Annotated in this window: 10 protein-coding genes; 3 read left to right on the top strand and 7 right to left on the bottom strand. The window is 43.1% G+C overall.

All coding sequences use genetic code 11. The annotated features are described in order from the left end of the window. Positions 1 to 3: 3 nt before the first annotated feature. The 5 genes from WR49_RS04285 to WR49_RS04305 form a co-directional block, all read right to left on the bottom strand. Entirely contained in the window at positions 4 to 2,331 is a 2,328-nt protein-coding gene (locus WR49_RS04285) for a proprotein convertase P-domain-containing protein (protein ID WP_046223183.1), read from the bottom strand. A 9-nt stretch (positions 2,332 to 2,340) separates the two neighbouring features. Further along, positions 2,341 to 4,482, bottom strand: a complete 2,142-nt coding sequence (locus tag WR49_RS04290; RefSeq protein WP_046223184.1) for a TonB-dependent hemoglobin/transferrin/lactoferrin family receptor — start codon at positions 4,480 to 4,482, stop codon at positions 2,341 to 2,343. Beyond that, positions 4,483 to 6,504 (bottom strand): prolyl oligopeptidase family serine peptidase, encoded by a 2,022-nt coding sequence (locus tag WR49_RS04295; protein WP_046223185.1) that lies wholly within the window; start codon positions 6,502 to 6,504, stop codon positions 4,483 to 4,485. 256 nt (positions 6,505 to 6,760) lie between these two features. Then, entirely contained in the window at positions 6,761 to 7,654 is an 894-nt protein-coding gene (locus WR49_RS04300; RefSeq protein WP_046223186.1) for a lipase secretion chaperone, read from the bottom strand. A gap of 38 nt (positions 7,655 to 7,692) precedes the next feature. Next, entirely contained in the window at positions 7,693 to 8,634 is a 942-nt protein-coding gene (locus tag WR49_RS04305; RefSeq protein ID WP_046223187.1) for an esterase/lipase family protein, read from the bottom strand. 372 nt (positions 8,635 to 9,006) lie between these two features. Between WR49_RS04305 and WR49_RS04310 the strand changes: the two genes are divergently transcribed. Continuing rightward, the gene (locus WR49_RS04310) at positions 9,007 to 10,254 is read left to right on the top strand and encodes an SGNH/GDSL hydrolase family protein (RefSeq protein WP_046223188.1); all 1,248 of its coding nucleotides are present in this window, start codon (positions 9,007 to 9,009) and stop codon (positions 10,252 to 10,254) included. A 166-nt stretch (positions 10,255 to 10,420) separates the two neighbouring features. Here the strand turns inward: WR49_RS04310 and WR49_RS04315 are convergent, their stop codons facing one another. Beyond that, the gene (locus WR49_RS04315) at positions 10,421 to 11,752 is read right to left on the bottom strand and encodes a DEAD/DEAH box helicase (protein ID WP_017057888.1); all 1,332 of its coding nucleotides are present in this window, start codon (positions 11,750 to 11,752) and stop codon (positions 10,421 to 10,423) included. 362 nt (positions 11,753 to 12,114) lie between these two features. On the opposite strand from WR49_RS04315, the gene WR49_RS04320 reads away from it, so the two are divergent. Beyond that, positions 12,115 to 12,381, top strand: coding sequence for an Lpp/OprI family alanine-zipper lipoprotein (locus WR49_RS04320; RefSeq protein ID WP_017057887.1), 267 nt, complete (start codon positions 12,115 to 12,117; stop codon positions 12,379 to 12,381). 166 nt (positions 12,382 to 12,547) lie between these two features. Here WR49_RS04320 and WR49_RS04325 read toward each other — a convergent pair whose 3' ends face one another. Beyond that, the gene (locus tag WR49_RS04325) at positions 12,548 to 13,567 is read right to left on the bottom strand and encodes a L,D-transpeptidase family protein (RefSeq protein ID WP_046223189.1); all 1,020 of its coding nucleotides are present in this window, start codon (positions 13,565 to 13,567) and stop codon (positions 12,548 to 12,550) included. 346 nt (positions 13,568 to 13,913) lie between these two features. Here WR49_RS04325 and deoD point away from each other — a divergent pair, with 346 nt between their 5' ends. Beyond that, the gene (gene deoD, locus WR49_RS04330) at positions 13,914 to 14,624 is read left to right on the top strand and encodes a purine-nucleoside phosphorylase (protein ID WP_017057885.1); all 711 of its coding nucleotides are present in this window, start codon (positions 13,914 to 13,916) and stop codon (positions 14,622 to 14,624) included. Positions 14,625 to 14,660: the final 36 nt, after the last annotated feature.

The raw sequence follows: 14,660 nt of genomic DNA on the forward strand, positions 1-14,660 counted from the left end.
GAGTTATCTTCTTGTTTTGTTTTTAAAGAGCCTTGCCATTAAAGACAAGTAACGCGTACCAAATGACCTGCCGAACGAGAGCAAGGACATGAATAGAATCAATATGGGTGAAGCTGAACCACCAGAAGAGCCACTGGTAACTGTTGGTTCTTGAGGTGGAACCGTCGTTTCGCCGCATTCGTATTTCGAAATAGTGCCGAGTCCCCAACGCTTTAGGTTCCCAGTTTCACCATTCACATAATCGGCGATCTCTAAACGCCAAGACCCGTTAATAGGCTCCCCCTTAAACGAATCAAGAACCGAGTCATGCTTAAGTGTGAAATAACCATCAAAGCCAGAAAATCGCGTCGATTTATGGTTAAGTAAATCAACTCGTGTTCCCTTCGGGGAAATAAGGGTCACCACTAAATCGCTCAACCGAGGGTGGTCGATATCTAAATACAGACCGAAATTCTCGTCTGCGATCTGACCCATTCCATTTAGAATGAAATTGAATGTTTTAAAGCCAACGATCGGCTGATTGGTTGAGCTAAACCGGCTATCGGGAAGGTAGCTGTTTACTTCTTTAATATCGGATTCGAATACAGGTAAGCCATAAACAAGTGACAAATCACGTTGCCAGTTTTGTAATTTCAGTTCGTCGCTGTATCGATAGTCAACACTCGTATTCATGGTGACTGAAGAACCACACATCTCGCCTGTTGGAAGTGTCGCCTCTATCGACAATTGATCAACAGGCTCGCTAACGAACGACTTCACTAATTCTGAAATATTGATTTGGCCATCCACTTGAGCCTGTCTTAATGTCGGGTACAACTCAATCATCAACGGCTTCTTTGGATCAACATAACGGTCAAGAGTCTCTACTTTAAATGGCTCGATGATCAATCCATGCACATCGAACTTTTGCTTCAATATTTCTGCATAATCTCGACTCGGATACAGCTTTTGAGCCACAAACAGTGTGCTCTCAGCTAGGTCGTGCATTTTCAATCCACGACCTAACCCGTACATAGATTCGAGTATGATTGAATCAAACTCTTTAAAAGCGATCTCACCATGCTGCTCAACCGAGGCTTTCAGGGCCTGGAATAAAGGCGTTGACCAAAGCTCATCACCTAGTTCGCCAGCAACACTTTCATGAGGGCGATATTCCGCTTGTCTAAAGTAACGTGCTCTTTGGTTCCATAGGCTACGAGTAGTATTCCTGACGCCAAAGTAACCATCCCAGTTAAAGACAGTATCTATCTCGAACTCTTGCCCGCGAGTCTGTGCATTTTCATATTGAGTACGAAAACTAAAGCTGCCCGCCCAGTAGTCTCCAAACCCTTCACCGATGGCACCTGTATGACCGTAAGCCCAATCTTTTACTATGTGATAATGAATTCCATGTCCAAGCTCATGCAGAATTACGTCACCATCTAATGCATCTGGAGAGTCACCACCGATACCAAACAAAGCCGCTTTGGGGCCATAATAGTAGGTCGAGTTATCTGCAGATAAGCCTCTGCCATCGAACTCAAGCGGGGCATCAAACAAATCAAAGCCCAAGCTGCTGATATAGCTTAAGGACTGATCTAGATGAGCAAATACCATCAATTGTGGGAATCGCACATCTTGCCAATCCACATTTTGCAGCTCGTTCAGATCGGCAAACTTTGTGAGACCTTCAGCTGCGAGAAAATTTGAAGAGTCACGGTTCGTTGTCGCACCTGAGTCTGGGTCAAGTGAATACAAGGCTGTTGCATCAACCTGAGATACACGAGCATTGGTAAGGTAGATACCATCGCTGTGGTTCAATACCTCCACATCCTCTTGCACGTAATGTGGGGAGTTTGGATACTGATTGACATCTGTTAACAGCGTCTCTGGTGGTGCAGCTCTGTCCATGGTTCTCAAATCTGGACTGAACACGTTCACATGAGTAGCAACAACTTGCCCACTGCTTAAGCTCGGCGCTCGCTCTGCTTCTAATAAACGAGGAACTTCCAGCTCAGCAGCCGTTGTCGGATTTCCGTTGAGTAACACGGTATTTTCTAAGCTTCTGAAAACACGTGATACCTGTTCGTCAGTATTGGTGGAAAGGACCATGGACTTTTGTTGTTGATACTCACCTTCGATCAAGACATCGAAGTTATAGTGGTGCCCCAACTTAGACTGTGTTTCATAGCGAAACCTTAACGTACCAACCTCAGGATAAGCTTCTTCTAGATAAGTCTTAGCTTCTTGTTGCGTTGTCACAACGGTGCTACCAATTGGGTAATCCCACTCGGCCGCACTGCTTGTTGCTGAAACCAAGAACAAAGCGAGGTATAGAGGACTCTTTTTCATATGCCCTCCTTAAAACGCATACTTGGCGTTAACGGTGAAGTAACGACCAGGTTCTGTGGAGTAGGTTTTATTGCTGTTCGCAATACCCGCAACGTCTTGGTAACGAATATATTCTTTGTCGAATAAGTTCATCACATTGGCGCTGATATCCAAGCCAGAGTTCCAAGAGTAACTTACGCCAAGGTCAACACTCGCCCAACCAGAAGTAGTCGCACAGTCAGTAACGATACCTAAATCATTTTCACATTGAGGCACGCTGCTCATCGCTTGCGCCCAATTAACTTGTGCATACGCTGATAATGCGTTGTCATCATAAGTAACGCTGGCATTGCCTTCCCAAGGCGTTAGTGTGCGAACTTTTTCGCCATCCTCATCTTCCCCATCAACATAGCCGGCTTTGGTCCCCACACTCCAAAACTCGCTTAAGCGGTGCGCGATAGAAGCCTCAATGCCATATGTCTCGACTCCATTTACATTTTGGTATTGCTTGTAGTAGTTACCCGTATTTGAGTCTGGGACAAATGTAACCTGCTTCACGTCGATAAAATTATCGAACTTCTGATAAAAAACGGCGGCGTATAATTGCGTCTGTCCATTGTCAAACTTACTGCCTAATTCAAATGAATCACTGGTTTCGGCCTCTAAATCCATATTTGGCACAATGACAAATGGGGTAATTGGGACAAAATCATGGTTCTGATAACCATAAATTTTGTCATAGCCTGGAGCTCTAAACCCGTGGTCGTACGAAAGGTAGGTATTTAATGATTCCGTTAGCTGATAGCCAACCGATAAGCTAGGAGAAAACTCACTCGAATTTTGTTCCTTCACTTCGTAGCCATTGATTGTGCTCTGTGACTCAGGTTTCAACTGGTGTAAATCAAAACGGGCTCCTGCCGTCACAGTCCAATGGTCAATTTCAATCGCGTCACGAATAAAAGCAGCAAAATTGTAAGAGCGAGCTGGAGCAAAAGGGACATCCGCGTTAAGTGACACTCCGTTCCAGTCTAAAACAGACGATTGACTTGGACGCTCATGGAGGTTGGTTTCCATATTCACACCATAAGACAAGGTATGGTTCATGTTTTGATGTTGAAATGCGCTAATAAAATCGGCGTTTGCACCAAGAAGCTGATCCGTAAAACCACGAACATCAATCGTTCTACGTAACTCGGAAACGTTGTTGTTGGTTCGAGACATCAAACGATTAGTGGTATCTTCATTAGTCATATCACGCCAATAGATCTTGGCATCTAATTCCTCAAACCAAGTATTGGCAGGTAGGTACTCAAATCCCGCATACGCAGAAAACGTCTCGGTATAAGACTGTTGATCAAAATCTTCAGTGTCCCATTTTCCGTCTTTTTGGATCTTAGAGGATCCTTCTTTTCGACTTAGATTATCTTTGTAGTACTCAACATTGCCTTTGAGCATCAAGGCATCAGTTGACCAGTAATTCAGGGTGTAGCCACTACCGACGCCATCGATACTTCGGTTATATCGGTCTTCATCAAAATTACGGGTTTCTTCACCTTCCCAATAAGAAAGATTGACCAAGCTTTCGAATTTTCCCGAACGGAAGGCAAGGTTTGTCGCGCCTTTGTATTTATTACTGATACCGGTATAGGTTGCAGAGACGTCGCTGTAGAAGTCTTTATCTCCGAGGTAATCTCCCGGCTTTTTCGTCCTAACCACCACAACACCACCAATAGCGCCTGAACCATATACAGAAGAGCTCGCACCTTTGATGACTTCAATACTTTCGAGGTTCGACATATCGAACGAGTTGCGCCCTATTTTGTCATTGATGTCATTTGCCCCAAAACCATCAGCAGATTTTATTCCGTCTTTCACAATCAAAATCCGGTTGCCTGTCATCCCACGGATCGTAATGTTTTGAGGTCGTCCAGCCCCCCCAGAAACACTGACTCCAGGTTCATTCTTTATTGCGTCGTAGAGCTCTGTTGCGCCTTTTTTCTCTAGATCTTCACCCGGGATCACGGCTACGGAACCTGCCACTTCAGATAACGGTTGCTCTATTTTGTTCGCCGTTACGAGTACTTCTTCAAAGTGGTAAACCTCAGATTCGGCGTGCACGACGTTGGCAGCAAGTACGCTCAGTACTGCCGCTGATAGGGGGGAAAGCTTCATTTACTGCTCCGCTTTAATGTCTTTCAGGGTAAGTGATAAAAGGAATGCGTATTCAAACGCTTGTTGTGCTAAGGACTTTCGTCTGTCTGTCGAATGCCCTTGAGTAAAGTTTGTCGACAATAGATAAGGCCCACTTCCAGTCGTTAGCTCGCTTAATCTTGCGTAATATTTAGCCCCTTCCCAATAGGGAACGCGGCGGTCGTTAAGGCCAACTTGAATCAATATCGGTGGGTAGTTTTTTTCACGAAGGTTTAAATAAGGATCGTATTGCTGCATCACTTTCAATTCGTCAGTAATGTGTGGATTTCCCCATTCACCGTACTGCTGAGCAGTTAAAGGTAATGACGAATCAGACATGCTATTCACAACATCAACAAATGGCACTTTCAGGACCGCACCATCAAACAAGTCAGGAGCCTCATTTAATGCAGCAGCAACCAGAGTGCCTCCAGCACTTCCCCCCATCGCGTAAATAGCTCGCTGACCTTGGTGATACATTTTCAAATCTCGCGCAGTGGCAACGAAATCCGAAATGGCATTCTTTTTGTTTATTCCTTTCCCAGCTTGATACCAAGCGTCACCATAGAAGCCACCACCTCGAACATGTGCAATCGCATAAATTACACCTTCATCAAGTAGGCTAATGATTTGAGGCATAAAGTAGGGCTTCATCGTCATGCCATAAGCCCCGTATCCGTATAAAAACACTGGCGTGGTATCGGTAAGTTTATCTTTACGATAAGCCAAAGTGACCGGGATCATTACCCCATCAGAATTCACCATAGCTTGCTCTGTGTGATACTTGGATTTTTGGTATTCTGGATAACGATCCTGAGAGAAGACTTCTCGTTTTAGAGTGTCAGTGTTCAACCGTTCCCACTTTGCTGGCTGAATCAGCGACATACTACGAATGTGCAATTTATTACTTTGATAGTCACCCACTTGGCTTACCCAAGCAACTTGACCCGGCTTTGCTAAAAGCTGACTTGCTCGATGGCGGTTATCCGTATCGAAAAAGTGTAGAGACTGAATTGCTCCACTTTGACTAATAATCACGGTACCAGACTCAAACAAGTAAAAGTTACTGATTCTAGATTCGTCCGTTGGTTCAAAAACCGTTCGCCAAAAGTTGATATGTGTAGCCTGAGTAAGTGGTGCAGAGTAAAAAGCAAAATCATTGCGCTCGTGATTGCTGTTGGCAAACAACATAGAACCCGCAACATCAACGTAGTATTCCACTCCTGCTTTGCGTGGTAAAATTGGTTCAGAGACCTCACCGTTATCAAGATTTAATAAGCGTTGCTCGCTGGAGTTTTCACTGTTTGCCTGAACCACAGCAAATTGCTTATCACTGGAAAGGTAATACGAAAGCAACCATGCGGAATTTGCCTCTTCAATTAGGCGAATTGGCTTTGACTTGTTTAAGGAGTATTTTGTTAACGCATAAGGTCTAGACGTTTGCTTATCAAGTTCAATCAAATACAGAAACTGACCGCCTTTCGACCACGCCAGTGAGCTGTCTGCATTTTGAGCAATGGGTGTCACTTGATGAGTTTCAAGATCGACAACACTCACTCGGTACTGTTCTGCACCGCTTACATCCTCTGCTATTGCAAGCTTTGTTCTGGTTGGGTCTAATGCCCAAGCACCGAGCTGGTAATAGTCGAGATCAGCAGCTCGAGCATCAATGTTAAGCAACTCGGTTGAATCTTCACTCCCAACTAATCGAGACAGTAAGGTTCTTTTACCATTCCGGTTTAGGATCGCATACTCATACCAACTGATTTCCTGCCATGGTTTATCGGCACGTACCGGACGCTTGTCTTGCCAATCTTGTTGTAGAGATTCACTCAGAGATCGAATTTTTTTTTGATACAGATGAGTCCTATCATTTTGCTTATAGAGATAATCGAGGACTTTGCTAGCGCTACGTGAATCATCCTTAAGCCAAGAGAACTCATCAGAAGCGCTAACCGTTCCCGAGAGTGCGAGAACAAAAACTAACAACACAAACGCTTTCATAAATACAACAAATCCACACGCTAATTTAATAAATTTCGCGTATACTGCACTCAAACGATAATGAGATCAATTATCATTTGCATGATTGTGTGACAGAAATCACAGAGAGTGTGTCAATTAACGATCGGTTGAGCTTGCAATGAACTGAAATATTGGGGGGTTAATGAGTCTACGTGGTTAGGAGGTTACTCCTTTTATAATCAATTAATTAGCTAACATTTAGGAAAAATAGTGGCTATTTGATTCTGGGAAAATTTTATTGGCTAAGCTCTGCTGATCTGATTCTTTCAATCGCTTCTACTCTTCTAAACTCCTGTGGCAGAAAATGTGTATTCCTAAGCTGAGTAATCCTCTCTTGTTGTTCAAGTGCCGAGAGTACTGAATCATCCAAAATCTCATTTCGTTCTGTAAGATATATTTCTAGGGTTCCTTCAAAGTTCGCTCTTTGCTTATCAAGTGCTTCAAGCCTCAGAGCAGCCTTTTCACCCACGAGTTCACTTCTCAGCAAATATTTGTCCTGCTGATCCATGGCCTCGGAATTTGATAGCTGTTGCAGTAATCTCTGGTTTGTAAAACTCGACTGCACATAATCAGGCTGATCTAACATATATAACTCAAGCCGCTGCTGGTACTCCTCCCCTTGCAACCCCTCTTGTTTAAGTAACAACTTTTCAAGAGCGATCTCCCTCATTCGATTATCATGCGTAAACAGGATACTTATCTCGCCCTCATTAAAAAACTGAGCTTGAAGGTCGAGCAGCGCTTGATTAAGCAGACGTAAATCCTCAACAGAAACTGAGACAATGTTAACCCCCACATCCAGTGAAGCCAGTGCCGACTTATACGCAATATATTTTGAAAATAGTGCTTCATCAACAACTGCAACTTGTGATTGCGCGTAGTGTTTCTCAACGTTAGTCCGAATATCTTCAAGGGTTAACTTTGTATTACCTGATACGAAATATTCCATCATGTCTTTGGTTGAAGCTGTATCAATATCGGTATCTTGCTGCGAAGCTATTTTCAATGAAGAGCCCTCTTGTTCCCTATTATTGTTTGATTTCAAATCGTCTTTTTCTACATATAAAAAGACCGCCGCTATACTCATCAGGGCTATCGTAGTTATCGAAAAAATGGCGGTCTTTGTCATCATGGTTTCCTTGTTATCTTAATCAATGACACTGCGAACTACAGGCCACTTAACTTCAATCGATTAGCGTGTTGACGATATAAAGTCACCGGATCGGTTTCAAACAGGTGATGAATACCCAGCATTCCATTGATCTCATCGAGGTGATTCATTTTGTAGTCATCCCCTATCACTTTGCCTAAATGCGCGCTGCATGCTCCCACTAGTCCGTCATTCGGTTCATTGAAGGCTAAGCCAAGGATTGTCATCGCTCCGTCGGTAGGATCAAGAAGGTTGGTAAAAGTGGATGACCCTGTCCACGAATAGTAATAAACGCCATTACTCGCCTGCCACTCACCATCACCACATTCAGAGGTAGGAACCCCCTCAGGGTAAAACTGATTAAACGCCAATGAGCCCTCTGTCGTTAGGGCTTCTAGGGAAGCAAGCCCGTCTTGGTCTAGGTCTGAACCACCAGACAACAAGTTAATAAGTGTCGTTAACCCACCAGCTAGCTTAACGGCAATATCTTCTGTTGGTGAGCCTTCTGCGACAGTTCCACGTACTAGGTCGGCCACTTTTGAGCCTTTATGGACACCACCGATACTCGTAACAGACGAAACGAGATCAGGGCGAACCGACGCCACATAACGGGCTGTCGGTCCTCCATGACTATGCCCTATCAAATTAACCTTACTCGCCCCCGTCGCTGCTATAAGCGTTTCAACTTGAGCAAGTAACTGCTCTCCTCGAACTTCAGAGCTATTGGTCGCCGATACCTGAGCGACGTATACGCTCGCGCCATCTTTCGCTAGAGATTCTGGTATGCCATAAAAGTAATCAACACCAGCCAATGTATCGAAACCAAATAACCCATGTACTAACACAATAGGATATTTCGTTTCAGTGTAACCGCTTGCTTCCAATGCCGAAGCACTCGTACCAGCATAGGCACTAAAGCAAAATAGGTAGGTAATTGCCCAAATGAATATCTTTTTCAATGTTCTTCCCTTAAACAGATTAGACCTCTGATGAGTAAAAGAACCTTAGGTTATAATTTTGTAAAATAAAAAATAAGGGATCGATATTTGTGATTTCTAACTTAAATTAAACAGCTGCAATTAACATCGATAATTGTTACTCGTAAGACAAAAGATAAATTGGCACATTCCGTCTCTTACCTTGGTGATTGCACAACTGAAAACTCGTTGAAAATTTGATGTTTATGCCAGTTATGAATCGAAACAAGCCCGAATGCATTGACGTAAGTTATTGATTTTAGGTATAGGTCGTACCAGTTACACAGATGTTCAATTATAAACAAGCAACAACGTCTTTGTTTGGCTTACCTAAATACAACAAGAGATCCAGTGATGAAAAATACCGCTTTAATACTCGCGTTAACTATACCTTTTGGTGCTTATGCAACTGAAGATTCGGTGCCAACACCGCAATCCATCACATCTGCGCAGGTTCTCAGCACACAGGGTTCAGAAACCTATTCGTATGTTCGATGTTGGTACCGAACCGATGCATCGCACGACTCTCCAGGTACAGATTGGCAATGGGCAAAAAAAGAAAATGGCGATGATTACACGATTAACGGATATTGGTGGTCTTCTGTTTCCTTCAAAAACATGTTCTACAGCGATGTACCTCAATCCGAAATCAAAGAGCGTTGTGAACAAACTCTCGACATCCAACATGATGTCGCAGATATCACCTACTTTGCGGCAGACAATCGCTTCTCTTACAACCACTCCATCTGGACCAACGATAACGCTGTTCAATCCAATGCCATTAATCGCATTGTCACTTTTGGTGATAGCCTTTCAGATACAGGGAACCTATTTAATGGCTCTCAATGGATTTTCCCCAATGCTAACTCATGGTTTTTAGGTCATTTTTCAAACGGGCTCGTCTGGACTGAGTATTTAGCAAAAGCCAAAGATGTCCCGTTGTATAATTGGGCTGTCGGTGGAGCGGCTGGGACTAATCAATACGTTGCGCTGACTGGCGTTTATGACCAGGTAACGTCGTACTTAACCTATATGAAATTAGCGAAAAACTATCGTCCTGAGAATTCACTGTTTACTCTTGAATTTGGCCTCAATGATTTCATGAACTACAGCCGAGAAGTCGCTGATGTCAAAGCCGATTTCAGCAGCGCTTTGATCCGCTTAACAGAATCTGGTGCGAACAACATCTTGCTGTTCACATTGCCAGATGCCACAGAGGCTCCACAATTCAAATACTCGACAGAGCAAGAAATTATCAAAGTTCGTGGCAAGATTTTGGAGTTCAATAAATTTATCAAAACCCAAGCCGAGTATTACCAAAGCATGGGAAAAAACGTGGTACTGTTTGACGCAAATGCACTCTTCGCAAGTATTACTGATAACCCAGAGCAGCATGGATTTCGAAACGCGAGTGACGCTTGCCTGGATATTCGCAGAAGCTCATCAACCGACTACTTGCAAAGCCATAACCTAACAAACGATTGTGCTACATATGGTTCTGACAGTTATGTATTTTGGGGAGTTACACACCCAACGACAGCAACGCACAAATACATCGCAGATCATATATTGGCGTATTCATTCTCGACGTTCGATTTCTAATCATTGAAATGACCGTCAGACATAAATGAAAGGTTCTACTGTTTTAGTTCACTTTTTCAATTGGGGGTACCTTCAATAGCGAAAGTCGATACAAATAAGCTTCAGATACAAAAAACCGCCATTATCGGCGGTTTTTATTTACGTCAGTTTAGCTCACACTGATTGGTTACTCGTCGTCCAATTTTGGTGCGACTTTCTTCTTAGGGATAAAGACAGTATCACCCACAGCCACATTCTGGTGGAAGCTCTTATCGCGCTTAACCGGTTTCTTAGGTGTTTTCTTAGCTTGAGTGTTCGCTTTCTTCTTCGCTGGAGCACCTTTAGCAAAAGCAGGTTTACGTGGTTTAATGCCTTTGAATTTGCCTTTTAGGCCTTCTAGCACAGAGAAAGTCAGGTCTTGTTGCAAATATAGTTCAACACGCTTAAAGCTATCCCAATCTTTTGGGCCAACCAGAGAAATCGCGTCACCTTTATTGCCAGCACGACCAGTACGGCCAACACGGTGAACATACTCTTCCGTGTGCTTAGGCATATCAAAGTTGATAACGTGGCTTACATTTGGAATATCAATACCACGTGAAGCAACGTCTGTTGTTACTAAGATCTTATAAACCGCACGCTCGAACTGGCTCATGATGGCATTTCGTTGTGTTTGGTTTAGATTACCACTCAGGGCCACCGCTTTAAGCTTCTTCTCGTTCAATTTTTCTGTTAGACGATCAGTATCTGCACGAGTTGCTGTAAAGATCATCACCTGACGGTACTCAGCTTCTTCTAATACACGATCTAAAATAGCTTCTTTGTGGTCGAGGTGATCACACAGGTAAAACTTCTGAGTAATATCAAGGTGCTGCTCGTTAGAAACACCTACAGAGATTCGCTTAGGTGCGTCTAGCATTTCATTCGCAATGCCGTTTACTTCGGCGTGATCTAACGTTGCAGAGAACATTAGTGTCTGACGACGACGATGTTTAGCGGCATTGGCAATGCGACGCAGCTCTGGTGCGAAACCGAGATCAAGCATACGGTCAGCTTCATCAAGGATTAACGTTTCAACGCCATCGAGGAACAATGAGCGATGTTCTAGGTGATCAGCAAGACGGCCTGGAGTCGCCACGATAAAGCGAGGGTATTTACGCAATGCTTTAACTTGGTCGTTGAAGTTTTCACCACCTAAGATCAGTGCCGCTTCATAAGACAAGCCACCAAGCATGCTACGTAATTCGCCGTAGACTTGCTTCGCTAATTCACGAGTAGGAGCCAAAATTACACCACGAGGATCACGAGCAGAAAACGCTTTGGTTTTTAATGCTTTGTGTATCATCGGCAACACAAACGCCAATGTTTTGCCTGATCCCGTTTTTGATGAAGCCAATAGATCCTTACCGGCAATAACAACAGGGATCGCTTTCGATTGGATCTCTGTCGCTTTCTTAAAGTCATAATGTTTTAAGTTCTTCAGTAAGCGATTATCTAAGCCTAAATCTTTAAAGTGCAAAGGACTCTCCAGTCATGATGGTATTGAATAAAATTATTTTAACGTGACATGATACCGCGAAAGTACTTTCTAAGGATAGAGATCACAGTAAATTTATCCCGTTATCTATAAGTTCACTAGAGCATTGTATACATTGCTAACAAAGGGATAGCTCTACTAAATGAGACAAAAATTGATTCCAATACCGCCATCTCAAAAATGAAACAGACTGTGATAGCTAGCTAATTACCTCAAAAATTTAACAATTTCTTTAGTTATTGATTTTGCGCTTAAAAAATTAGTCGCTACAATCATTAATGAAGCGACTATATGATAAAAAATGTATAGCGCATCTTTTGATGATAAATAAGCAAGGAGTTCTTATGAATAAGACATTAATCGCAGCTGCAGCCTCAGTGTTCATTCTAGCTGGTTGTTCTTCTGAGCCAGAAGAGGCTGCAATGTCAGAAATGGATCAATTGACTAACCAAGTTGCTGAACTAAGCAACGAAGTTGAAGCGCTTAAGAGTGACAAAGCTGCCGCTGAAATGAAGGCTCAAGAAGCATCTGCAGCCGCTATGGCAGCAAAAGAAGAAGCGGATCGTGCTAACGACCGTATCGACAACATTGCAGAGTCTTACACGAAGTAATTGAGATACAAGCGCTATTGCGCTTTAAATCAAATAAGTCGTAAAAATAAAAAGCAGTAATTAGATAGCACCACCTCTTGACGGAAGTGGTGCTTTTATTTGAAATAAGAAAAATGAAGGTCAAGGAGAGAGAGAAGCCGTTTCGCTTTCCACAGGAGTCATCGAATTAAAACTCAATCACAGGTGGTGCTATCTCAACAGGCACACCGTTTTGAGCAAAGATAACAGCTTTCGCTTTTGAGTTAGGCAGCTCTGCATCTTCAAGCCACCATTTCAATTCGACCGGGATTTGTAGAGATTTCTTAGAACCGTCACTTCTAGTCAATGGTTCGTGTGCTTCAACGAACACACTTCTGTCAGGTTCGAGTGATACTTTAATCGGCTCATCAATTATTGTGACTTGCTCACCACGGCTAACCTGCTCAAAGAGCCACTCAATATCTTTAGGTTCCATACGGATACACCCAGAACTGACTCGCAAGCCTATTCCAAAATCTTTGTTGGTGCCGTGTATCAAATAATCCCCGATACCATATGCAAGTCTCAATGCATATTCACCAAGCGGATTCTCCGGCCCTGCGGGAACCACTCGTGGTAACTCAATTCCCTTCTCTAGATACTCTTTACGAATTGAGTTGGGAGGGGTCCAAGTCGGGTTTGGTCTTTTCTGGCTTATCTTGGTGATCATTTCTGGAGTATCACGCCCCACCCGCCCGATTCCGACTGGGAAGACATGGACCAGATTTTTAGTAGGCTCAAAGTAATACAACCTTAGCTCTGCAAGGTTAATGACAATCCCTTCCCTTGGAGTGTCCGGTAAAATAAAACGGCTAGGAATACTTAATACATAACCTACCTTTGGGAGAAAAGGGTCCACACCTTTGTTTGCTGCCATCAACGAAAGAAAGCCAATATCGTACTGCTTGGCAATAATCGCTAACGTTTCACCCTCAACGACTTCATGTTGCTGTATTCTGCCTACTATGCGACTTTCAGCAGAAGGTAACTCAAAAGTCGCCGCTGACACCCACGACGAAGCCGTCGTCACTCCTACAATCAAAGTTGTTACCAGAGGAAGAAAAATAGCTCTCACAGCAAGCAAAGTCGTTTTCACGGCAAAATGCGCGATCTTACATAGTTGTGTATTCATAGAGAGCAATGGCGTCAAGTTAGCGCAATAGGACATACAATTCCTTGGTTTGTCTTTTATCAAAGTTTAGATTATCGCTGATAAAACGTCTCTACAATGGTTAGTTGACGTAAATGCATACCCATCTTGTTCTTAATATGCGTGCTTTTCTTCTAATCCCAAGCGATTTAACCACACAAAATCGATTGCCTTTACGATTTCAACATATTTAGTTATCTATAACAATAAAACTGTAAGTGCAGAACTATTTTGTGACAAACATCTCATGGATCCTCGTTTTAACTCGCTAATATTGCCTCAACAAAATGAATTCAATTCAACAGAATCGGTAATTTACTAAATCTAGTTCCTATCATTACCGTTTAAACTTTGGAGAACGACCATGGCTACACCTCATATTAACGCGCAAGCTGGTGATTTCGCAGAAACAGTACTTATGCCGGGCGATCCGCTTCGCGCAAAATACATTGCTGAAACATTCCTTGATGATGTGAAGCAAGTTTGTGACGTTCGTAACATGTTTGGTTACACAGGCACTTACAAAGGTAAAAAAGTTTCTGTAATGGGTCACGGTATGGGTATTCCATCATGTTGCATCTACGTACACGAGCTTATTGCTGAGTACGGCGTCAAAAATGTTATTCGTGTTGGTAGCTGTGGCGCAGTACGTGACGACGTTAAACTAATGGACGTTGTTATTGGCATGGGTGCATCTACCGATTCAAAAGTTAACCGAATTCGTTTCAACAACCACGACTTCGCAGCTATCGCTGATTTCGATCTTCTAGAAGAAGCGGTAAATCAAGCACGAGCACAGGAAGTTCCAGTAAAAGTAGGTAACGTATTTTCTGCAGACCTTTTCTACACTCCAGAAGCTGACCTTTTCGAAAAAATGGAAAAACTAGGCATTCTTGGTGTTGATATGGAAGCGGCTGGTATTTACGGTGTTGCTGCGGATTTAGGTGCTAAAGCACTGACTATTCTGACAGTTTCTGACCATATTATTCGTGGCGAGAAACTAAGCTCAGAAGAGCGTCAAAAGTCGTTCAACGACATGATGAAAGTCGCTCTAGAGACTGCAATCAACATCTAATCATTAGACAATAGATGCATTTCTAACACTAACTGT

The sequence above is a fragment of the Vibrio sp. ECSMB14106 genome (genome assembly GCF_000972265.1).
GTDB classification, from domain to species: domain Bacteria; phylum Pseudomonadota; class Gammaproteobacteria; order Enterobacterales; family Vibrionaceae; genus Vibrio; species Vibrio kanaloae.

Excerpts from the sequence above, each read along its gene's own strand:
- WR49_RS04300 (WP_046223186.1), bottom strand. The coding sequence starts at position 7,654 with ATGACAAAGACCGCCATTTTTTCGATAACTACGATAGCCCTGATGAGT.
- WR49_RS04320 (WP_017057887.1), top strand. The coding sequence starts at position 12,115 with ATGAATAAGACATTAATCGCAGCTGCAGCCTCAGTGTTCATTCTAGCT.
- deoD (WP_017057885.1), top strand. The coding sequence starts at position 13,914 with ATGGCTACACCTCATATTAACGCGCAAGCTGGTGATTTCGCAGAAACA.
- WR49_RS04295 (WP_046223185.1), bottom strand. The coding sequence starts at position 6,504 with ATGAAAGCGTTTGTGTTGTTAGTTTTTGTTCTCGCACTCTCGGGAACG.
- WR49_RS04285 (WP_046223183.1), bottom strand. The coding sequence starts at position 2,331 with ATGAAAAAGAGTCCTCTATACCTCGCTTTGTTCTTGGTTTCAGCAACA.
- WR49_RS04290 (WP_046223184.1), bottom strand. The coding sequence starts at position 4,482 with ATGAAGCTTTCCCCCCTATCAGCGGCAGTACTGAGCGTACTTGCTGCC.
- WR49_RS04325 (WP_046223189.1), bottom strand. The coding sequence starts at position 13,567 with ATGTCCTATTGCGCTAACTTGACGCCATTGCTCTCTATGAATACACAA.
- WR49_RS04310 (WP_046223188.1), top strand. The coding sequence starts at position 9,007 with ATGAAAAATACCGCTTTAATACTCGCGTTAACTATACCTTTTGGTGCT.